Source organism: Aeromonas sp. S5(2024) (genome assembly GCF_041403025.1).
GTDB lineage: Bacteria > Pseudomonadota > Gammaproteobacteria > Enterobacterales > Aeromonadaceae > Aeromonas > Aeromonas hydrophila.
Genome location: NZ_JBGLRI010000004.1, coordinates 78,475 through 100,242, shown reverse-complemented (window position 1 = coordinate 100,242; position 21,768 = coordinate 78,475). Strand labels below are relative to the sequence as shown.

Here is a 21,768-nt window from a genome sequence, read left to right as displayed (position 1 = left end):
AGGCATGATTTACGATTTTCCCCTCAATGAAAAAAGCCGGACCTATCTTCGTCTGGAGTCCCTGTTTTCCCAGATCCGCGACAATCTGGAGAGCGACCAGTCCTGGGCACATATCGCCTTTTTCAAGGGGCTATTCGACCTGCAGGAGTTGCTGGAACGCGGCGACCTGCGCGCCGATCTGATCAAGGATCTGGAGCGCCTCGGCCAGCGCCTGAGCCACTGGGCCAGCCTGCCCGATGTCGACCTGGAGCAGATCAGCCAGATGCAGCAGGAGAGCGCCCAGCTCTCCCGCAACCTGCTGAGTGCCCCGCGTCCCGGTGCCCGCCTCAAAGAGGATCGGCTGCTCGGCTCCATTCGCCAGCGCTTCTCCATTCCGGGCGGGTTGTGCGCCTTCGACGTGCCGCAACTGCACCACTGGCTCGCTACCCCGGCCATCGCCCGTCATCAGCAGATGCAGCTGTGGCTGAGCGACATCAACCTGTTGATGAACGCCATCTCCCTGCTGCTGCGGCTGTGGCGTGAGTCCGGCAACTTCAGCGAGCAGGTTGCCGTCAACGGCTTCTTCCAGGATACCGCCGAGAGCGCCGAGCTGATCCGCATCCGTCTGACCGGCACCCAGCAGTGCTACCCCACCCTGAGCGGCCACAAGAACCGGTTCGCCCTGCGTTTCCTGCCCACCACGGAGCAGCAGATCGGTGATGTCCCCTTCCAGCTTGCCTGCTGCTGAGGAGTATTCATGGTGACCAAAGTAAAGTGCCCGACCTGCCAAACCGAGCTGGAATGGGGCCCGCAAAGCCCGTTTCGCCCGTTCTGCAGCAAGCGCTGCCAGCTGATCGATCTCGGCGAGTGGGCCGACGAGGAGAAGCGGATCCCGGGGGAAATAGACCCGGAGCTGCTGCCCTACCCCGAAGAAGGGGAGCAGTGGCAGTAAGCCAGCGAGCAAAAAGGGCCGATACGGCCCTTTTTGTTTTGGTATGCACTGCGATTCACATCAGCCCTGTGCGGCCAGCGATGCCTGCAGGCGCGTCACGATCGGGCCATTGGCGTCGGGGAAATGGTACTCGTGCAGCGAGGCAAGCGGCACCCAGCGACACTCCTGCCCCTCCTTGCCGAACGGCTCGCCGCTAAAGCGGGTCACCTTCCAGATATCCAGCAGCACCTGCTTGTCCGGGTAGTCGTGATGCAGTTCCATGAAGGGGGCGCAATCCTGCACCCGGATCCCGATCTCTTCCCACAGTTCGCGATCCAGCGCAGTAAGCAGATCCTCCCCGGCTTCCACCTTGCCGCCTGGAAACTCCCAGCGATCCCCCTGATGGCGATCGGCGGAGCGCTTGGCGATGAAGATATCGCCCCGTTCGTTCTCGATGACGCCGACCGCCACCCAGATCCGTTTCTTCTGTTCCATCATTGTCCTCAACGTAAACACGGCAAACGGGCAATCCAGGGCGCCAGCCGATGGGCCTGCGGCTCCCTTTGTGCCGTAAAGATATCCTGCCCCACATGTTCGCTCCCGCCAGGGGCGGGCTGCGGCCAGGGAATGGCACCTGGCGGCGTGAAGCAGCGATCGTGCACCAGACAGCTCTGCGAGAGATAATCCCAGAGCCGATCGCGCAAAAACCATTGGTCGATGTTCGGCGTCTCCATCACATCGGGCTGATAGCCTTCGAGCAGGGGCGCCAACGGCGGCAATACGCCGGCCACCCCGCCCCACATCCCCGCCAGCACCAGATCGGTATGACTCCACCAGTCGCGCATGATATGAAACCAGCGCGTCGATGCAAGCCACTCCTGTACCGCCAGTCGCTCGCGCACGCCCGGCACCGAATCCACATCCCGCACCAGGAAGCGCCCCACCAATGGATCATTGGCCACCTGGAAGCGCCAGCACAGACGCTGACGCAAAGGCTGACCGGCAGGTTGCAACAAGAGATCTGCCCCCAGTTCGCGCAGCGCAGCGAGCAACTCGGCAGGCACGCTCTCATCCACGTAGAAACGCACCCGCCAGCCCGGGTAGAGATAGGCCGCCGCCAGCACGTTGTCGATGGCCCCCCGCAGATAGCGAGGATCGCTGCCCCACAGGGAAAAAGCGATGACATCCGGTTTGCGACTGCCATCGGCCAACCAGACGGCCGGTTCTGCCGCAGGCAATGACCAGGATGGTGGCGCCTTGCCCGCCGACCGGGCCTTCAGGGTCAGTGAGCGGGTTCCCGCCTGGGCAGCCTCATCGTGGCGATCCAGCTTGGCCAGCGAGGCGCAGAGGGCGTCCAGCGCGTGGAAATCGTTGGGGGCGCGCTGCAGCAGGGTCTGCAAGCGTGCCACTGCCAGCTCGTACTGACCGGCCCGCGACAAGCAAGCACAGAGGTTGCGCAGCACCTCGTCATTGCCGGGTTCGGCCTTGTGGGCCATCTCCAGCACCTGCGCCGCGGAAGCCGGGTCGTCGCACAGAAATAGGTAATAAGCAAACTGCAGCTGCAAGGCAATCGGCTTGGCCGTGCTGCCGTTGAGCCGAGCCAGCAGTTGCTGGATGGCAACCTGGCGCTGGCCGGCCAGCCAGCTGTTGTGGGCAGTGGTATCCCATCCTGTCGGCATCTTGCTCATCGCACGGCTCTCCCTCTTTGCCTGCCGGAAATGAATGCACCGCCCGGAGGCGGTGCATCATCGTCATTGCGCTATCAGGTCAACTGACCGTGGCAGTGCTTGTATTTTTTGCCTGAGCCGCACGGGCAGGGGTCATTGCGTCCCACCTTCTGCTCGTCCCGCACGAAGGTAACCGGCGCCGCTTCGGCCTGGGCCTCGTCATCAGCCAGCTGGTTGTCGGCCGCGGCATGGGTGTAGGTGCGGGGAGCGGCTTCGGCCTGCTGGCGCTGCTGCTCTTCCATCGCCTCCACATCACGCTCCTGAACCTGTACCCGGCTCAGGATGCTGACCACGTCGCGCTTGAGGGTTTCCAGCATCTGGGTGAACAGATCGAAGGACTCGCGCTTGTACTCCTGCTTGGGGTTCTTCTGGGCGTAACCGCGCAGATGGATGCCCTGACGCAGGTGATCCATGGCCGCCAGGTGCTCTTTCCACAGGCCGTCCAGGGTTTGCAGCATCACCGCCTTCTCGAAGTTGCGCAGCACTTCCTTGCCGACCAGCTCTTCCTTGTGGGCATAGAGCTTGGTGGCTTCATCCAGGATGCGCTCGCGCAGCTTCTCTTCATAGAGCTTGTCGTCTTCCGCCAGCCACTGCTGCAACGGCAGATCCAGTGCGAAGTCAGACTTCAGGCGGGCTTCCAGACCCGGCACGTCCCACATCTCTTCCAGGGACTGCGGCGGGATGTACTCGTCGATGATGGCGCCATAGACATCGTCACGGATGACGTGGATGGTCTCGGAGATGTCGCTGGTGTCCAGCAACTCGTTGCGCTGCTCGTAGACCACCTTGCGCTGGTCGTTGGCAACGTCGTCAAACTCCAGCAAGCTCTTGCGGATGTCGAAGTTGCGACCTTCCACCTTGCGCTGAGCGTTCTCGATCGCCTTGGTCACCCACGGGTGCTCAATGGCCTCGCCCTCTTCCATCCCCAGCTTCTTCATCATGCCGGTGACGCGATCGGAGGCGAAGATCCGCATCAGGGTATCTTCCATGGAGAGGTAGAAACGGGAGGAGCCCGGGTCACCCTGACGACCGGAACGGCCGCGCAACTGGTTGTCGATACGACGGGATTCGTGGCGCTCAGTACCTATGATGTGCAGACCGCCGGCGGCCAATACAGCATCGTGACGCACCTGCCAAGCCGCTTTCAGCTCGGCGATTTGTGCCTCGGTCGGGTTCTCCAACTGGGCGATCTCTGCCTGCCAGTTGCCCCCGAGCACAATGTCGGTACCACGACCGGCCATGTTGGTGGCGATGGTGACGGCACCGGTCTGACCTGCCTGGGCGACGATCTCCGCTTCCATGGCGTGGAACTTGGCGTTCAGCACCTTGTGCGGGATGTTTTCCTTGGTCAGGATGCCGGAGAGCAGCTCGGAGTTCTCGATGGAGACGGTACCGACCAGCACCGGCTGGCCGCGCTCGACGCAGCCGCGAATGTCTTCGATGATGGCGGCATACTTCTCGTTGGCGGTCAGATAGACCAGATCGCCCATGTCTTTGCGCACCATCGGCTTGTTGGTCGGGATAACCACGGTATCCAGGCCATAAATCTGCTGGAATTCAAAGGCTTCGGTATCAGCAGTACCCGTCATGCCCGCCAGCTTGTCGTACAGACGGAAGTAGTTCTGGAAGGTGATGGAGGCCAGGGTCTGGTTCTCGTTCTGGATCTTGACCCCTTCCTTCGCCTCGACCGCCTGATGCAGACCATCGGACCAGCGACGACCCGGCATGGTACGGCCGGTGTGCTCGTCGACGATGACGATTTCGTCCTTCTGGACGATGTAGTCGACGTTGCGTTCAAACAGGGTGTGAGCACGCAGGCCGGCATTGACGTGGTGCAGCAGGCTGATGTTGGTGGCGGAGAACAGGGAGTCATCCTCGGCCAGCAGCCCCTCTTTCTTGAGCAGCTCTTCCACGAAGATCTGGCCGTTCTCGGTCAGCAATGCCTGACGGTTCTTCTCGTCCACCGTGTAGTGGCCGTCTCCGGTGTACTCTTCAGAGTCTTCCTTGTCCTGCTTGACCAGCAGCGGGATCAGCTTGTTGACACGGATATAGAGCTCGGAGCTGTCTTCGGCCGGACCGGAGATGATGAGCGGGGTACGGGCTTCATCGATGAGCACCGAGTCCACCTCATCCACCAGCGCATAGTTGAGCGGACGCTGCACGCGCTGCTCGGGCGAGAACGCCATGTTGTCGCGCAGGTAGTCGAAACCGAATTCGTTGTTGGTACCGTAGGTGATGTCGGCGGCGTAGGCGTCACGCTTCTGGGACGCGTCCATGCCGGGCACGTTGCAGTCGACGGTCATGCCGAGGAAGGCGAACAGCGGGCGGTTCGCCTCGGCGTCACGCTTGGCCAGATAGTCGTTCACGGTCACCACGTGCACACCACGACCGCTCAGGGCGTTCAGGTAGGCCGGCAGGGTCGCGGTGAGGGTCTTACCTTCACCTGTCTTCATCTCGGCGATGCGGTTGGAGTTCAGCACCATGCCACCGATCAGCTGCACGTCAAAGTGACGCATGCCGAACACCCGGCGAGAGGCTTCACGCACGGTGGCAAAAGCCTCCGGCAGCAACTGCTCCAGTGTCTCACCCTGCTCCAGACGCTGACGATACTCGGCCGTCTTGGCCTGCAGCTGTGCATCGGACAGAGCTTCGAACTGAGGCTCCATCGCATTGATCTGTTTTACAATTTTGCGCAGAGCCTTGAGCGTTCTGTCGTTCCGGCTGCCGATAATCTTGGTAAGCAGTGTGCTAATCATGGGTACCAACTATTTCTGGTTATATAAGTGTTCCGTCACTGGAACCTGGAGAAAAAAACCTAACCCCGTCTGGCATTGAGAAAACGCGCGGGGTCCACCTGACGACCATCTTTCAACACTTCGTAATGCAAATGGACCCCGGTCGCGCGACCGGTGCGTCCCATCAAGGCAATTTTCTGGCCCTCATCGACCAGGGTACCCACTTCGACCAGCAACTTGGAGTTGTGGGCATAGCGGGTCACCAAACCATTGCCGTGGTTGATCTCCACCATGTTGCCAAATTCCGGATGACGGCCCGCCCAGCTCACAACCCCTGGGCCCGTCGCCAGAATGGGGGTGCCGGGCTTGCCACGGAAATCCACCCCTTTGTGCATCTTGGCGCGACCGTTGAACGGATCGACCCGGCCACCGAAGCCAGAGGAGACCCAAACCCGCTCCTGCTTGACCGGTGTTCCGGAAATAAAGCCGGCATCGGTTATATGGTGATTCATGATGAAAGATTCAAGTACCGACAGCTGCTCTTCACGACTGCTGAGCTGCTGGCTGAGATGCTTCATGGAGTCCTGCAGCTCGTTGAGGCTGACTTCCAGATCCGCATCATAGGAGGGGCCGCCCATGGGAGGCAGCTCCTTGAAATTGAACTCTTCGGGATCGAGGTCAGCCTTTTCGGTCAGCCGCTCGCCGAGCGCGTTGAGACGACCCAGCTGCCCCTGCATGGTGCCCACCTGGGCGGCCAGCATGGCAAGCTGTTCGCGGGCTTCATCTGCCCCTTGCGTGGATTTTTGCTGTTCGGCCATGGCCAGCGCGACTTCCAGCGCCTCCATTTTTTGATGCCAGCTCTGCCAGAGCCAACCACCACTCAAGGCCAATACAGTGAAGAAGATACCGCCGACCCAGGCCAGACGTTGTTTCGGTAAGTGCAACTTGCGTCGCTGCTTGCCATTGAGGATCAGGGTAATGCTCATAGAAATCAGTCTGCTCGGTCAGGTGTGGCCATTGGCCCGCACGGGAAATAAAACCGGGAGATAATCGGTATTACAGAATGGAGTAAACAAATGACGGAACGTCGGTGCGGAGAGAGGACCGACGTTCCGTTGCACAGCTATCAGGCCAGAACCAGACCGTTATCGTAGTAAGCGATGGGCGCTTTGTCGCCCTCACCCTCGAAGGTCACCAGTTCCCAGGCCTCCTGCTTGGCCAGCAAGGCACGCAGCAGCTTGTTGTTCAGGGCATGGCCGGTCTTGTAGGCACGGAATTCGCCGATGATACTGCGGTTACACATATAAAGGTCACCGATCGCATCCAACATCTTGTGTTTGACGAATTCATCTTCATAGCGCAGGCCATCTTCGTTCAGTACCCGGTAGTCATCCAGCACCACGGCGTTTTCCAGGCTACCGCCCAGCGCCAGGTTCTGGGAACGCAGGTACTCGATGTCACGCATGAAACCGAACGTACGAGCACGGCTGATCTCTTTCACGAAAGAGGCACCAGAGAAGTCCAGCACACAACGCTGATTGCGTCCTTCAAATACCGGATGCTGGAAGTCGATCTCGAGATCCATTTTGAAGCCGTTGCGATAGGGGTGGAATTCCGCCCACTTGTCGCCGTCTTCAACCCGGATGCTCTGCTTGATCCGCACAAACTGCTTGGGCGCATTCTGTTCACGGATACCGACTTCTTGCAGCAGGTAGATAAAGGGGTGCGCACTGCCGTCCATCACCGGGATCTCGGGCGCGTCAACCTCGACATAGAGGTTGTCGATGCCCATCCCGGCCAGCGCGGCAGAGAGGTGCTCAATGGTAGAGACTCGGACACCGGCTTCATTGACCAGAGCGGTACAAAGCACAGTATCACGCACCTGATCGGCATTGGCTGGCAGCTCTACCACAGGATTCAGATCGGTACGCAAGTAAACGATCCCTGTGTTAACAGGCGCCGGACGGAACGTCATTGTGACTTTCCGGCCCGAATGCAGGCCGACACCGGTGGCCTGGACACTCGTTTTCAAGGTTCTTTGTCTAATCATGGGCGTATCCGCTTAACAGCTCAAATTCCTGACCAGATGGTCGTTGCCGGGCCATCTTAGCACATTCCTTAAGCAACAAACAAACCAGCGTCATTAGAGGCTTAGTCAGCTTGCTTGCGCAGGAACGCAGGAATATCGAGATAATCCGGTTCGCGACGAGCTTGCGGCTCGGCGTTGACCACCTTGGCCGGGGCCTCTTCCATCACGCGAGACTGCAGGGCTTCGCTGATCAGGGGCTGACGGGCCGGACGCTCTTGTACCATGTTGTTCTTCACCAGCGTGATGTCCGGCTTGCGCTCGGCACCGATACCGGTGGCAACCACGGTCACGCGCAGTTCGTCGTGCATTTCCGGGTCGATTACGGTACCCACCACCACGGTGGCGTTCTCGGAGGCGAAGGCCTTGACCGCGTTACCCACGGTTTCGAACTCTTCGATGGTCATGTCCATACCGGCGGTGATGTTGACCAGGATGCCACGGGCACCGGCCAGATCCACGTCTTCCAGCAGCGGGCTGGAGATGGCTTTCTCGGCCGCTTCTTCGGCGCGGTCATCACCGGAGGCGGAACCGGTACCCATCATGGCGGTACCCATTTCACGCATCACGGTACGCACGTCCGCGAAGTCGACGTTGATCAAGCCCGGACGGGTGATCAGCTCGGCAATGCCCTGTACCGCGCCAAGCAGCACGTCGTTGGCAGCCTTGAAGGCGTCCAGCAGGGAGATGCCGCGGCCCAGCACCTTCAGCAACTTGTCGTTGGGGATGGTGATCAGGGAGTCGACGTTCTTGGACAGCTCTTCGATGCCGTGAGCCGCGAAGCCCATCCGCTTCTTCCCTTCGAAGGAGAACGGTTTGGTTACGACAGCAACTGTCAGGATACCCATCTCGCGGGCCACTTCGGCCACGATCGGTGCAGCACCGGTACCGGTACCACCACCCATGCCGGCGGCGATGAACACCATGTCGGAGCCAGTCAGCAACTCGCGCAGCGCTTCCCGATCTTCCATGGCCGCATCACGACCCACTTCCGGATTGGCTCCGGCACCCAGACCCTTGGTGATGCCACCGCCGATCTGCAGGGTTGTGTTGGCGCTGGAGTTACGCAGAGCCTGGGCGTCGGTGTTGACGGTAATGAATTCAACGCCTTCGATGTTTTGACGAACCATGTGCTCGACCGCGTTGCCGCCGCCGCCACCCACACCAATCACTTTAATGACGGCTTCGTCAGTGTGGCTATCCATAAATTCAAACATGTTGTCTCTCCGCTTTATTTGCCTGACTCAGCAAAATCTTTTAGAACTCGCCACGCAACCAGTTGCTGACCCGTTTGACCAGCCCACCTACGCTTGCCTTGGCGGCATATTCCTTGCTACTGCCAGTGGATTGATGGGTGCGGCCATACTGCAGCAACCCGACCGCGGTCGAGTACACAGGTGCCTGCACATAATCACTCAATCCCCGGATATTCATGGGCTCCCCTACCCGGACCTGGCTCTGGAAGATCTGCTCTGCGCACTCCACAATGCCTTCGATCTGGGCAGCGCCGCCGGTCAAGACCACACCGGCTGCAAGCTGATGCTTGACCCCCTGCGCTTTCAATTCGCTTTGTACCCGCACCAGCTCATCATTCACCATGGAGAGCAACTCGGTGTAACGGGGCTCAATCACTTCAGCCAGTGTCTGCCGCTGCAGGCTGCGCGCCGGACGACCGCCGACACTGGGTACTTCAATATTGTCTTCCTTGCTGACCAGCCGACCGAGGGCGCAGCCATAGCGCACCTTGATCGCCTCCGCATCCAGTGGCGGGGTGCCGAAGGCATAGGCGATATCGCTGGTCACCGTGCTGCCGGCGTACGGGATCACCTTGGTGTGACGCAGGGCACCGCCGGTAAACAGCGACATGTCCATGGTGCCACCACCGATGTCCACCACGCAGACACCCAGCTCCTTCTCGTCTTCGGTCAGCACGGCGTAGCTGGACGCCAGTGCGGAGAAGATCAACTGATCCACCCGCAGACCCACCTTCTCCACGCATTTCTCGATGTTGCGAGCCATGTCGTTGTGGCAGGTGATCAGGTGCACCTTGGCCGCCATCCGCACGCCGGAGAGGCCGACCGGGTTCTTGATCCCTTCCTGGTAGTCGATGGCGAACTCCTGGGGCAGCACGTGCAGCACCCTCAGCTCATCGGACAACCGTACCGACTTGGCGGTGTGGATGACGTTGTCCACGTCTTCCTGGGTCACCTCTTCATCGGAGATGGGTACCATGCCGGTTTCATTGCGACAGTCGATATGCTTGCCGGACAACCCCAGATAGACGGAGCTGATCTGGCAGTCGGCCATCATTTCCGCCTCTTCCACCGCGCGACGCAGGGACTTGACCACGGAATCAAGATCGTTGACCCCGCCCTTGTCCATGCCGCGAGAGGCGTGACTGCCCATGCCGATGACATTGAGCTCACCGTCTGGCAGCACTTCGCCAACCAGAACCGCCACCTTGGTTGTGCCGATATCCAGCCCGACAATCAGATTTCTATCTGCGGTTTTGGTCATTCACTTTCTCTTCGTTCTTCTTCCAGCCAACTGCCATTCCGGTATCGTATCGAAGATCCACGTAAGCAACCCGCTCACGAGGTTCGATGACCGGAAAGGCATCGATAAACCGCTGCAGTCGAAGCGCGATATCCGAGCGCCCCAAAAACAGCTGAATGTTGCCATCCAGGGTCAGTTCCCAGGCATGGCGGGGAGTCAGATTCACCCCCAGCAGCTTGTACCCTCTGGCCGCCAGCTGCGCCTCGTATTGGCGGCTGGCCTCCAGCACCTTGACGGCCTGATCTTCTGGCCCGGACAGCTGCATCAGAGGAGTCTTCACCCTGTCCGGCGCACTGAACACCTCACCCTTGGTGTTGACGAAGCGGTTGCCATTCCAGCGGGCCGCAACCGCCTGTTCGGTGAGGTAGACCTTGATCTTGTTGGGCCACTTCTTGCGTACCGAGACCTGGGCCACCCAAGGCAAGGCGTTCAACCGCGCCTGCAATTCGTTCACATCCAACTCGAAGAAGTTGCGCAACTCGGCGCCATCCAGCACGGCGCTGCGCAGTTCATCGGTTTGCAAATACTGGTGTTGCCCCTGCAGCAACAGCTCGCTCATGGGCAACCGATTGGCATCCGTCAGCCAATCTTTAACATCCAGCGCGGTCTGGTAGAGGCCCCACATGACCAGGATGAAAAATCCCACCCCGGCGATGAAGCCCCCCTTGGTGCGCCCTTGTGCCCTTGCCTCCACCCGATCGATCCCCGTTTAACGCGCCATGCCGGCCCTTTGCAGACCGGTTCGCCATTATATAGGCCCCGGCTTGGCGGTCAAAATACTCATTGGGCCCTCAGGCGCCGGATTTCATGCTCTCGATGCTCAATTTCATCTCGCCGAGACGGCGAGCCAGTGCGCCGACGTTCCCTGCCCCCTGGGTCAATACCAGATCGCCCTCGCCGACCAACCCGGCCAGCACCGCCGGCACATCGTCCGGCGTCGCGACAAAGATGGGCTCCAGGCTGCCGCGGGAGCGGATGGAGCGGCACAGGGCACGGCCATCGGCGCCCGGAATTGGCTCTTCACCGGCGGCATAAACCTCCAGCATCACCAGCACGTCCACCTTGGAGAGCACATCCGCGAAGTCTTCGTAGAGATCGCGGGTACGGGTGTAGCGGTGCGGCTGGAACACCATCACCAACCGCTTCTCGGGCCAGCCGGCGCGAGCTGCGTTGATGGTGACCTTGACCTCGCTCGGGTGGTGACCGTAGTCGTCCACCAGCATGGCCTTGCCGCGACCGGTCTCGAACTCGCCATATTGCTGGAAGCGGCGACCCACCCCTTCAAACTTGGCCAGCGCCCGGATGATGGCATCATCGCCGATCCCGTCCTCGGTGGCGACCGCAATCGCCGCGGCGGCATTGAGCGCGTTGTGGATGCCGGGCAGATTGAGGGTCACCTCCAGCTCGCCGGCATCTTTGCGGCGCACCCGGAAGCGACTGCGGTTGCTGGTCTGCACGAAGTCCAGCACCTGCACGTCGGCATCATCACTCAGGCCGTAGGTGATGGTGGGACGGGCGATCTCCGGCAACATGCCGCGGATCACAGGATCATCCACGCACACCACGGCCAGCCCGTAGAATGGCAGGTTGTGCAGGAAGTCGATGAAGGTGGCCTTCAGCTTGGAGAAGTCGCCACCATAGGTGTCCATGTGATCGGCTTCGATGTTGGTCACGATGGAGACCATCGGCTGCAGATGCAGGAAGGAGGCGTCGCTCTCATCCGCCTCGGCAATCAGATAGCGGCTGCTGCCCAGGCGGGCATTGGTGCCGGCGCTGTTGAGCAGGCCACCGATGACGAAGGTCGGATCCCGGTCCGCTTCGGCATAGATGCTCGCCACCAGACTGGTGGTGGTGGTCTTGCCGTGAGTACCGGCGATGGCGATGCCGTGGCGAAAACGCATCAGCTCGGCCAGCATCTCGGCGCGGCGCACCACGGGGATGCGCAGCTCGCGGGCGGCCAGCAGCTCGGGGTTGTCCTGCTTGATGGCGGTAGAGACCACCACCACGCTCGCCTCGTTCACGTGCTCGGCACTGTGGCCGACGAAGATGTGGGCGCCAAGGGACTCGAGTCGCTCGGTCACCGCATTGCGGGCCAGATCCGAGCCGGTTACCTGATACCCTTCGTTGGCAAGCACTTCGGCGATACCGCCCATCCCGGCACCACCGATGCCGATGAAGTGGATGCGACGCACGCGGCGCATTTCAGGGATAACGGTACGCAGTTTTGCCAGTTCAACCTTGGTCATAGTTCTCTCTCAATCTGCCCGGTCGCCAGGCGTTTGCATTCGTCGGCAACCCGCTCGGCGGCATCGGTAATGGCCACGCGACGGGCGGCCTGGGCCATGTTCAATAGGGTTTCCCTGCGCCCGGCAAGCCAGGAGAGACGGGCGGCCAGCGAGGCCGTCGTCAGCTCGGATTGGGGCAGGAATTCAGCCGCACCGCCGTCGACCAGGGTCAGGGCGTTGCGGGTCTGGTGATCATCCACCGCGTGAGGCAGCGGTACAAAAATGGCGGCGACCCCGGCGGCAGCCACTTCGGAGACGGTCAGCGCCCCCGCCCGGCACACCACCAAGTCGGCCCAGGCATAGGCATCAGCCATGTCCTTGATAAATTCGCTCACTTCGGCCGCAACGCCCTCTTTGGCGTAGGCTTCGGCCACGGCATCGCGATTGCCCTTACCACACTGGTGACGCACCTCGATGGGCACGCCGGCCGCCGCCACCGCTGGCGGCACCTGCTCGTTGAGCACCCGGGCCCCCAAGCTGCCACCGACGATCAGCAGCCGCAGTGGCTCAGCGCCGCTGCGCAGTTGAGGATCCGGCAGCGCCACCACTTCGGGACGTACCGGGTTGCCCACCACGGCAGTGCGACGGCTCGGCGCAAAGGCGCCCGGAAATGCCATCAGCACCCGCTTGGCGAGGCGAGCCAGCAGCTTGTTGGTCAGGCCGGCCGCGGCATTCTGCTCGTGCAGCAGCAGCGGGATGCCGGACAGCCAAGCCGCCACGCCACCCGGGCCGGAGGCAAAGCCACCCATGCCGAGCACCACGTCGGGACGAATGGTCTTGAGCACCCGGCGTGCCTGCAACACGGACTTGACGATGCGATAGGGCGCCACCAGCAGACGCTTGATGCCGTTGCCACGCACCCCTTGGATATCGATGAAGGAGATGGGGTAACCATGGGCAGGCACCAGTTCGGCCTCCATCCGGTCGGCGGTGCCGAGCCAGTGAATGGTCCAGCCCTGGGCCTTGAGGCGATCAGCTACAGCCAAGCCGGGGAACACATGGCCCCCGGTACCGCCTGCCATCACCAACAGCGTCTTGCTCACTAAACCTCCCGCACGCGCGCCTGGGCACTGGCCTGGCGCAACTCGAAATCGATACGAATTAACATGCTCACCGCCACCATCATGATGATGAGGCTCGAACCACCATAACTGACCAGCGGCAGGGTCAGCCCCTTGGTCGGCATCATGCCGCTGGCTGCCCCCACGTTGACGAAGGTCTGGAAGCTGAACCAGATGCCGATGCCGATGGCCAGATAGCCTTCATACAGTCGCTCGGCCACCAGCGCCTGGTGCCCCAGCTTGAGCGCCTTGATTGCCAGCGCAAAGATGAGAAACAGCGCGCCAAGCACGCCCACATAGCCCAGCTCTTCACCCAGGATGGCGAACACGAAGTCGGTGTGTGCCTCCGGCAGGTACTCCATCTTCTGGATGGAGTTGCCAAGCCCCTCGCCAAACCAGCTGCCACGGCCGAAGGCCATCAGCGACTGGGTCAGCTGGTAGCCGCTGCCGAACGGATCGGCCCAGGGATCGAGGAAGGAGGTCACCCGTCGCATCCGGTACGGCTCGGCGATGATCAGGGTCACCACCGCGCTCACCCCCACCAGGATGAGACCGATGAACTGCACCAACCGGGCGCCGGCCAGGAACAGCATGCCGAGCGAGGTGACGAACATCACCACCACCGAGCCCAGATCGGGCTGGGCCAGCAGCAGGATGGCCACCACGAACAGCACCGCCATCGGCTTCATGAAACCGATGAAACGCTCGCGCACCTCGCTCTGGCGGCGCACCAGGTAGCCCGCCAGATAGACGAACAGCGCCAGCTTGCCGAACTCGGCCGGCTGCAGGTTGAAGGGGCCAAGCGGCAACCAGCGCACCGAGCCGTTGACGCTGCGGCCCACCAGCAACACCAGCACCAGCATGACGATGGCCAGCAGCAGCATGGGGCCGTTGTAGTGCTGCCAGCGCGCCATCGGCACCTGCAGCACGAACCAGGAGATGCCGAGCGCCATCAGCAGAAACAGGCCGTGACGCTTCACGAACATGAAGGGATCGTTGTTGATGGCGATCCCCTCCGGGATCGAGGCGGAGGCCACGATCACCAGACCCACCGCCATCAGCGCCAGCGCCAGCACGACCAGCTGCCGGTCATAGAGACCGGCAGGGCGCGCCGGCAACAGCCAGCGCTGCAAGAAGCCTGCGACTGCGCGAAGGGCGTTCATAACTTCTGTACCAGCTCGGTGAAACGATCACCGCGCGCTTCGAAAGACTTGAATTGGTCCAGGCTGGCGCAGGCCGGCGCCAGCAGCACCCAGTCGCCGGGTCTGGCATCGGCAGCCGCCTTGGCGACCGCGGCGTCGAGATCTGCGACCCGCTCGGTCTGCTCACCCAGCGCCAGCAGCACCTCGGCATCCTGGCCGAAACAGTACATGTGATCGATCTGGCTGCCGAGCAGCGCCTGCACCGGGCCGAAATCCTGGCCCTTGCCCTGGCCACCGGCCAGCAGCAGCAGACGGCCCTTCACCGATTCGCGCACCCCGGCCACGGCAGCCAGGGTCGCCCCCACGTTGGTAGCCTTGGAGTCATTGATCCAGCGCACCCCGTTCACCTCCCGCACGAAGCGGGCACGGTGAGGCAGCCCCTCGAAACGGCGCAGTACTCGCAACTGCGGCTCGCGCGGGATACCGACCGCATCGCACAGGGCCATGGCCGCCAGCGCGTTGGCCTGGTTGTGGGCGCCGACGATCTTCATCTCGTCCACCGCCAGCAACGGCTCGCCGTGCAGGGTCAGCCAGTGACGGCCATCCAGCTCGCAGCGGCCATAGCCGTTGCAGTCAAGGCCAAAGCTCTGCCACACCTGACCCACGTCGGGCAGGGTCTGAGCATCGTCGCGATTGATCAGGATGTGCTGGGAGTGCTGGTGGATCTCCATCTTGGCGGCGCGATAGTCGGCCATGCCCTGATAGCGATCCATATGATCTTCACTGAGGTTCAATACCACGGAGGCGGCGGCGCGCAGGCTGTGGGTGGTCTCCAGCTGGAAGCTGGATAGCTCCAGCACGCAGAGATCCATCGGCTGCTTGAGCAGCTCCAGCGCCGGCGTGCCGATGTTGCCGCCTACCCCGACCTTGAGGCCGGCCTCTGCAATCATCTCGCCCACCAGGGTGGTGACCGTGCTCTTGCCGTTGGAGCCGGTGATGGCGATCACCGGCACCTGGGTCTCGCGCACGAACAGCTCGATGTCGCCGACGATGCGCACCCCGAACTCGGCGGCCGCTTGCAGTTCGGGGGTTGCCAGGGCAATGCCCGGGCTCGCCACTATCATGTGCGCCTGCTTGAGCAGCTCGCCATCCAGCCCGTGGATGAGCTCCACCTCGGCAGGCAGTTGATCCCTGCCGGGCGGGTTGGCGCGGGTGTCCATCACCAGCGGCGTCACGCCACGGCCGAGGAAGTAGTCGACGCAGGAGAGTCCGGTTTTGCCGAGTCCGATGATGATGACCATGGCTTACCTCACCTTCAGGGTGGCGAGGCCGAGCAGCACCAGCATGAGCGTGATGATCCAGAAGCGCACGATGACGCGCGGCTCCGGCCAGCCCTTCTTCTCATAGTGGTGATGGATCGGTGCCATGCGGAAGATGCGCACGCCGCGCAGCTTGTAGGACCCCACCTGCAGGATCACCGAGACGGTCTCCATCACGAAGACACCGCCCATGATCACCAGCAGAAACTCCTGGCGCACCAGCACGGCGATGGTGCCGAGCGCGCCGCCCAGCGCCAGGGAGCCCACGTCCCCCATGAATACCTGGGCCGGATAGGTGTTGAACCAGAGGAAACCCAGACCCGCCCCGACGATGGCGGTACAGACGATCACCAGCTCGGAGGTATAGGGCACATAGGGAATATGCAGGTAGTTGGCGAAATTGACGTTGCCGGTGGCCCAGGCGATGAAGGCGAAGCCCCCCGCCACCATCACGGTCGGCATGATGGCCAGACCATCCAGGCCATCCGTGAGATTGACCGCGTTGGAGGTGCCGACGATGACGAAGTAGGTCAGTACGATGAACATCAGCCCGAGTTGCGGCATCACGTCCTTGAGGAAGGGCACCACCAGCTGGGTCTGACCGTCGTGCGTGGCGGTGGCGTAAAGGAACACGGCCACCCCCAGCGCAACGGCAGATTGCCAGAAGTACTTCCAGCGGGCGATCAGGCCGTCGGTGTTCTTGCGCACCACCTTGAGGTAGTCATCGGCGAAGCCGATGGCGCCATAGGCGCCCAGCACGAACAGCACCAGCCAGACATAGGGGTTGTCGAGGCGACACCAGAGCAGCACCGAGATGAAGATGGCGGCGATGATCATCAGGCCGCCCATGGTCGGGGTGCCTTTCTTGCTCAGGTGCGACTCGGGACCGTCATTGCGGATCACCTGGCCGAATTTGAGGATCTGCAATCGGCGGATGAGGCGCGGCCCCATCCAGAGCGCCACCACCAGGCCGGTGATGATCGACAGGATGGCGCGAAACGTCAGGTAGGAGAAGACGTTGAAGAAGGTGAAGTGCGGGGTGAGCAGTTCCGCCAGCCAGACTAGCATGTGGCTGACTCCTGACGGTCTTTGACCATCTCGACGATATCTTCCATGCGGGAGCCGCGGGCACCCTTGACCAGGATCGCGATTTCTTGATGTGTATTTATCATTTGCGCAAGCACTTCAAACAACGACGCCTTGTTATCGAAATGTCGGCCAGCCGCGGCATCTGCGGTGTGGCGACTCTGTTCCCCTACGGTCAGCACGGCATCGAGGCCGCGCTCGCTGGCGTGGCGTCCGACCCGGGCGTGCTGCTCGGCGGACTCCTCACCCAACTCCTTCATGTCACCGAACACCAGCACCTTGTAGCCGCTCATGGCGGTCAGGGCATCGATGCCCGCCAGCACGGACTCCACGCTGGCGTTGTAGGTGTCGTCCACCAGGGTGAGACCACCCCAGCGCTGGACGCAGAAACGGCCCTTGACCGGTGCCATCTGCTCGAGTCCGGCCTTGACCGAGGCGAGCGAGGCACCGAGCGCCAGCGTGCCGGCGGCGGCGGCCAGGGCGTTCGCCACGTTGTGGCGGCCCGGGATGGCCAGGGTCAGGTTCACTTCGCCCTGCGGCGTCACCATGACGAACTCGGCACAACCCTGCTGGTTGATCACCACGTTGCTGGCGTGGAACGGCTGGCGCTGATCCTCGATGGAGAAGGCGCAGTGGATCCCGCGGGCCTGCCACTTCGGCCAGAATTCGTTGTCGGCATTGACGATGGCGCAGCCACCTTCACCCAGCCCCTCGAAGATTTCGCTCTTGGCGTGGAATACCCCTTCCAGCGAGCCGAAGCCCTCCAGGTGGGCGGCAGCCACGTTGTTGATGATGGCGGCATCGGGTTTGGCCAGCGAGGTGGTCCAGGCAATCTCGCCCGGGTGGTTGGCCCCCAGCTCCATCACCGCAAACCGGTGTTGCGGCTCGAGGCGCAGCAGCGTCAGCGGCACCCCCACTTCGTTGTTGAAGTTGCCGGCGGTGGCCAGCACTTCCCCTTCCTGACGCAAGATGGCCGTCGCCATCTCCTTCACCGTGGTCTTGCCGCAGCTGCCGGTGATGGCCAGCACTTTCGGGTTGATCCGCTCGCGCACCAGCCGGCCGAGGCGACCCAGCCCCTTGAGACTGTCGGTCACCACCAGCTGGGGGATCGCCAACGGCAGTTCACGCTCGACCAGCAGGGCCGATGCCCCGGCGGCCACGGCCTGCTCGCAGAAATCGTGGGCATCGAAACGCTCGCCGCGCAGCGCAACAAACAGCGCGCCTGCGCCCAGGGTACGGGTGTCGGTGCTGACAGCCGTGATCGCTCCGTCTTCACCAATCAGACGGGCATCGAGTACCTGCGCCAGCTCGGCAAGCCTGAGGGTCATCATGCGAATGACTCCAATAATGTGTGCAAGGCGGCCGCGACGGTTTCCCGGTCGCTGTAGTGCCGCTTGTCGGTTCCAATGATCTGATAATCCTCGTGACCCTTACCGGCCACCAGGATGATGTCCTGTTTGCTCGCCTGGCTCAGTGCCAACTGGATTGCCTTGGTCCTGTCGTGCTCGATCTGCACGGCGCCGGGATCGCGAAGACCCGCCACCATGTCGGCCATGATCCGGGCCGGCTCCTCGGTACGGGGATTGTCATCGGTCAGGATCACGCGATCCGCATGCAGCTCGGCCATGGCGGCCATCATGGGACGCTTGCCGCGATCCCTGTCGCCACCACAGCCCACCAGGCACCAGAGCCGCCCTTCACAGTGCACCCGCAGGGCCTGCAAGGCCTTCTCCAGCGCATCCGGCGTGTGGGCATAATCGACCACGGCGAGCGGCGCCTTGCCGCCACCGAAGCACTCCATGCGGCCGGTTACCGGCTGCAGTTGCGGCGCGCTGGCCAGCAGCTCGTCGAAGTCATAACCGAGCACCAGCATGGCGCCCATCGCGGCCAGCACGTTGCTGACGTTGAAGCGCCCGAGCAAGGGGGCGGATAATACACCATTCCCCCAGCTGGAGTTAATCTGCGTGCGAAAACCTTGCTGGTGGAAATGGGGATCCTGCGCCGTCAGCTGTCGCCCCGGGTGACCGGCCACCGGGCCGTGCACGCTGAACGCCACGGCGGCCGGATAGGCGGCCAGCCACTGGCGGCCCAACCGGTCGTCGGCATTGAGCACGGCGCAGGGTTCGTCCACCAGTTTCAGCAGCTCTTCCTTGGCGGCGCCGTAGGCCTCCATGGTGCCGTGATAGTCCAGATGATCTCGGCTCAGGTTGGTGAACACGGCGGCAGCAAACGGCAGGGCCGCCACGCGATGCTGTACCAGGCCGTGGCTGGACACCTCCATCGCCACCAGATCCGCCCCCTGCGCTTGCAGAGCGGCCAGATTGGCCTGCACCTGCACCGCGCTGCCAGTGGTGTTTTCCGCTTCCACCAGCTCGCCGAACAGGCCGTTGCCGATGGTGCCCATCACCCCGGCCTTGCCCCCCAGCAGGGTGCGCCAGTTGGCCACCAGCAGCGCCGTGGTGCTCTTGCCGTTGGTGCCGGTGATGCCCACCAGATCCAGCTTGCTGGCAGGCTGGTCGTAGAAATAGCCGGCCAGCTCGGAGAGCCTGGCTGGCAGATCCGGGATCCCGAGACAAGGCACGCTCAGCACCGGTGCCACGAATTCACCGTCCTCTTCAAACAGTACGGCGGTCGCTCCCTGAGCCACCGCCTGTTCGATAAACCGTCTGCCATCCACCTGATGCCCGCGAATCGCCACGAAGAGACAGCCGGGCCCGACCCGCCGACTGTCCAGCTGGATGTCGGTAAGCGCGAGCGCCGGGGCAGTAATGCCAAAGGGGCGCATCAGTTGATCAAGTGCGCGGGACAACATTGGAAGCCTCCGTACGGGCAAGTTTGGTGGGCACCGCAGGCGGCACCGCGTCGGGACGAATATTGAAGAGCTGCAGTACCCCGCCCATGGCCTCGGCAAACGGCGGCGTCGCCACGGCACCACCGTAGTAGGCGTCGCCCTTGGGCTCGTTGATCACCACGACCATGACGAAACGGGGATTGCTGGCCGGGGCGAAACCGGCGAACCAGGCCATGTAGTCCTTGCCGTAGCCACCCGCGACCGCGACCTTGGCGGTACCACTCTTGCCGCCGACCCGGTAACCGGGGATCTGCGCTTTCGGAATGGCATTGCTGACCACGTACTCCAGCGCCTGCAGCATGGCGGTGGCGTTGTTGTGGTCGATGACCTGCTCCCCTTTGGGAGGCTCGGTCACCTTGACGATGGAGAGCGGCACCCGCTTGCCCTTGTTGGCCAGGGTGGCATAGGCGGAGGCCAGCTGCAGCGGGGTGACCCGCAGGCCATAACCGAACGACAGGGTGGCCCGTTCGATGTCGGACCAGCGCCGGCGCTGGGGCAGCATGCCGCTGCTCTCACCCATCAGGCCGCTGCCGGTGTCCATCCCGAAACCCACCATGCTGAGGGTGTTGATCATCTCCTGCGCCGGCATCCGCAGCGCGATGCGCGACATGCCGATGTTGGAGGAGTAGCGCAGGATGTCGTACAGGTTGGTCGCCTTGTGGATACTCACGTCGCGGATCTGCTTGGCCCCGATGAACAGCGGGCCACCCGGAATGGTGTCCTTCCAGCTGGTGACACCGGCCTGCAGGGCGCTGAGCAGGATCAACGGCTTGACGGTGGAGCCCGGCTCGTAGGTATCGGTCACCACCCGGTTGCGCACCCGGAAACTCTGGTACTGACCGCGGTTGTTGGGGTTGTAGGAGGGGGTGTTGACCATGGCGAGCACTTCGCCGGTCTTGACGTCCAGCATCACCATGGAGCCGGAGGTTGCCTTGTTCTCGTCGGTGGCGCGCTTGAGCGCCCGGTAGGCCAGCGCCTGCACCCGTTGGTCGATGCTCAGTTGCAGGTCGTTGGCGTTCTTGCCCTCTTTGACCAGACCAAGCCGCTCGATGACCCGGCCCTGCCTGTCCTTGCGCACCCGCATCTCGCCAGGGGTTGCCGTCAGCCACTCGTTGTAGCTGCGCTCAATCCCCTCGATGCCGCTACCGTCGATGTTGGTTACCCCCACCAGGTGGGCGCTGATCTCGCCAGTCGGGTAGAAACGGCGCGCCTCGGGGCGCAGATAGATGCCACCCAGCTTGAGGCCCTTGATGTATTCTGCCACCGCCGGCGTCACCTGACGCTGCAGGTAGACGAAGCGCTTGCTCGGGTTGGAGATGCGGTGCTTGAGAGTATTGATGTCGAGCTTGAGCACGGCGGACAGGGCCAGCCAGGCCCGCTCGTTATGGATGGCCCCAGACTCGTGCACCGTCTTGGGATCGGCCCAGACGGCTTCCACAGGCACCGACACCGCCAGCTGTTCGCCGTTGCGATCGGTGATCATGCCGCGCACCGCCTGAGTGGCGGTGGTACGCAGCGAACGCATGTCCCCTTCCTGGCGCAGCCGATCCGGGTCGATCACCTGGATCCAGGCCAGTCGCAGGATCAAGCCGGCAAACGCAATGCCGATGAAGAACACCAGCGTGCGAAAGCGCCACGGATAGAGTGACGGAGCTTTGACCTTGGGTTGGGCCTTGGCGGAAGCCTTGCGTTTCATGGTTGTGTAATTACCTTCTCGGTGGTTACCAGCGGGCGAGCCATCTGCAACTTGTCCATGGCCAGACTCGCCACCCGGGAGTGCTCGGCCAGCGTGCCCTGCTCCAGCAACAGGTGCCGCCATTCGATGTTGAGGCGATCCTCCTCCGCCATCAGGTCGTTCTGCTTGGCCGTCAGACCGCGGGTCATGTTGGTCACCAGGATCACCGCAAAGGCGGTGATCAGCACGGCGATGGCCAGCACCACCTGCAGCTTGTGCCGCCAGAGATCACCGAGGATCTCCCTGGCCAGATGAACGCGCACCTCGCTCATGGC

The 21,768-nt window shown here is 62.5% G+C and carries 19 protein-coding genes; 2 read left to right on the top strand and 17 right to left on the bottom strand.

Features of this window, described 5'->3' with window-relative positions; translation table 11 throughout:
- Positions 1 to 4 precede the first annotated feature (4 nt).
- Positions 5 to 727: a cell division protein ZapD gene (gene zapD / locus ACB032_RS09890; protein ID WP_024945431.1), complete on the top strand. Its 723-nt coding sequence runs from the start codon at positions 5 to 7 to the stop codon at positions 725 to 727.
- 9 nt (positions 728 to 736) lie between these two features.
- Complete coding sequence (gene yacG, locus ACB032_RS09885) at positions 737 to 931, top strand: DNA gyrase inhibitor YacG (RefSeq protein WP_005305661.1); 195 nt, start codon at positions 737 to 739, stop codon at positions 929 to 931.
- Positions 932 to 991: 60 nt separating this feature from the next.
- Here the strand turns inward: yacG and mutT are convergent, their stop codons facing one another.
- From mutT to ftsL, 17 genes are all read right to left on the bottom strand, one after another.
- Positions 992 to 1,405, bottom strand: a complete 414-nt coding sequence (gene mutT / locus ACB032_RS09880) for an 8-oxo-dGTP diphosphatase MutT (RefSeq protein WP_016352173.1) — start codon at positions 1,403 to 1,405, stop codon at positions 992 to 994.
- Positions 1,406 to 1,413: 8 nt separating this feature from the next.
- Positions 1,414 to 2,598: a tetratricopeptide repeat protein gene (locus ACB032_RS09875; protein WP_371137847.1), complete on the bottom strand. Its 1,185-nt coding sequence runs from the start codon at positions 2,596 to 2,598 to the stop codon at positions 1,414 to 1,416.
- A gap of 74 nt (positions 2,599 to 2,672) precedes the next feature.
- Positions 2,673 to 5,393: a preprotein translocase subunit SecA gene (secA, locus tag ACB032_RS09870; RefSeq protein WP_011707576.1), complete on the bottom strand. Its 2,721-nt coding sequence runs from the start codon at positions 5,391 to 5,393 to the stop codon at positions 2,673 to 2,675.
- A 59-nt stretch (positions 5,394 to 5,452) separates the two neighbouring features.
- Complete coding sequence (locus ACB032_RS09865; RefSeq protein ID WP_016352175.1) at positions 5,453 to 6,358, bottom strand: M23 family metallopeptidase; 906 nt, start codon at positions 6,356 to 6,358, stop codon at positions 5,453 to 5,455.
- A 140-nt stretch (positions 6,359 to 6,498) separates the two neighbouring features.
- Positions 6,499 to 7,422, bottom strand: coding sequence for a UDP-3-O-acyl-N-acetylglucosamine deacetylase (gene lpxC, locus ACB032_RS09860; RefSeq protein WP_011707578.1), 924 nt, complete (start codon positions 7,420 to 7,422; stop codon positions 6,499 to 6,501).
- A 101-nt stretch (positions 7,423 to 7,523) separates the two neighbouring features.
- Positions 7,524 to 8,675 (bottom strand): cell division protein FtsZ, encoded by a 1,152-nt coding sequence (ftsZ, locus tag ACB032_RS09855; RefSeq protein WP_005305686.1) that lies wholly within the window; start codon positions 8,673 to 8,675, stop codon positions 7,524 to 7,526.
- Positions 8,676 to 8,715: 40 nt separating this feature from the next.
- Positions 8,716 to 9,975, bottom strand: coding sequence for a cell division protein FtsA (gene ftsA / locus ACB032_RS09850; RefSeq protein WP_005305690.1), 1,260 nt, complete (start codon positions 9,973 to 9,975; stop codon positions 8,716 to 8,718).
- Positions 9,956 to 10,708, bottom strand: a complete 753-nt coding sequence (locus ACB032_RS09845) for a cell division protein FtsQ/DivIB (protein WP_017409434.1) — start codon at positions 10,706 to 10,708, stop codon at positions 9,956 to 9,958. Before ACB032_RS09845 ends, ftsA begins: the two co-directional genes overlap by 20 nt.
- A gap of 97 nt (positions 10,709 to 10,805) precedes the next feature.
- Positions 10,806 to 12,260 (bottom strand): UDP-N-acetylmuramate--L-alanine ligase, encoded by a 1,455-nt coding sequence (gene murC / locus ACB032_RS09840; protein ID WP_010635950.1) that lies wholly within the window; start codon positions 12,258 to 12,260, stop codon positions 10,806 to 10,808.
- Positions 12,257 to 13,342 (bottom strand): undecaprenyldiphospho-muramoylpentapeptide beta-N-acetylglucosaminyltransferase, encoded by a 1,086-nt coding sequence (murG, locus tag ACB032_RS09835; protein ID WP_029302060.1) that lies wholly within the window; start codon positions 13,340 to 13,342, stop codon positions 12,257 to 12,259. The genes murC and murG overlap by 4 nt, the downstream gene beginning before the upstream one ends.
- Entirely contained in the window at positions 13,342 to 14,523 is a 1,182-nt protein-coding gene (ftsW, locus tag ACB032_RS09830; protein ID WP_016352178.1) for a cell division protein FtsW, read from the bottom strand. Before ftsW ends, murG begins: the two co-directional genes overlap by 1 nt.
- Positions 14,520 to 15,803 (bottom strand): UDP-N-acetylmuramoyl-L-alanine--D-glutamate ligase, encoded by a 1,284-nt coding sequence (murD, locus tag ACB032_RS09825; RefSeq protein ID WP_017409430.1) that lies wholly within the window; start codon positions 15,801 to 15,803, stop codon positions 14,520 to 14,522. Before murD ends, ftsW begins: the two co-directional genes overlap by 4 nt.
- A 3-nt stretch (positions 15,804 to 15,806) precedes the next feature.
- Entirely contained in the window at positions 15,807 to 16,889 is a 1,083-nt protein-coding gene (gene mraY / locus ACB032_RS09820; RefSeq protein WP_011707583.1) for a phospho-N-acetylmuramoyl-pentapeptide-transferase, read from the bottom strand.
- Positions 16,883 to 18,238, bottom strand: coding sequence for a UDP-N-acetylmuramoyl-tripeptide--D-alanyl-D-alanine ligase (gene murF, locus ACB032_RS09815; RefSeq protein ID WP_323967657.1), 1,356 nt, complete (start codon positions 18,236 to 18,238; stop codon positions 16,883 to 16,885). The genes mraY and murF overlap by 7 nt, the downstream gene beginning before the upstream one ends.
- Complete coding sequence (gene murE / locus ACB032_RS09810; protein ID WP_017409428.1) at positions 18,235 to 19,719, bottom strand: UDP-N-acetylmuramoyl-L-alanyl-D-glutamate--2,6-diaminopimelate ligase; 1,485 nt, start codon at positions 19,717 to 19,719, stop codon at positions 18,235 to 18,237. The genes murF and murE overlap by 4 nt, the downstream gene beginning before the upstream one ends.
- Positions 19,700 to 21,454 carry a peptidoglycan glycosyltransferase FtsI gene (locus ACB032_RS09805; RefSeq protein ID WP_011707586.1) on the bottom strand — a complete coding sequence of 585 codons (1,755 nt, stop codon included), beginning with the start codon at positions 21,452 to 21,454 and terminating at the stop codon, positions 19,700 to 19,702. The genes murE and ACB032_RS09805 overlap by 20 nt, the downstream gene beginning before the upstream one ends.
- Positions 21,451 to 21,765 carry a cell division protein FtsL gene (gene ftsL, locus ACB032_RS09800; protein WP_005305726.1) on the bottom strand — a complete coding sequence of 105 codons (315 nt, stop codon included), beginning with the start codon at positions 21,763 to 21,765 and terminating at the stop codon, positions 21,451 to 21,453. The genes ACB032_RS09805 and ftsL overlap by 4 nt, the downstream gene beginning before the upstream one ends.
- Positions 21,766 to 21,768: the final 3 nt, after the last annotated feature.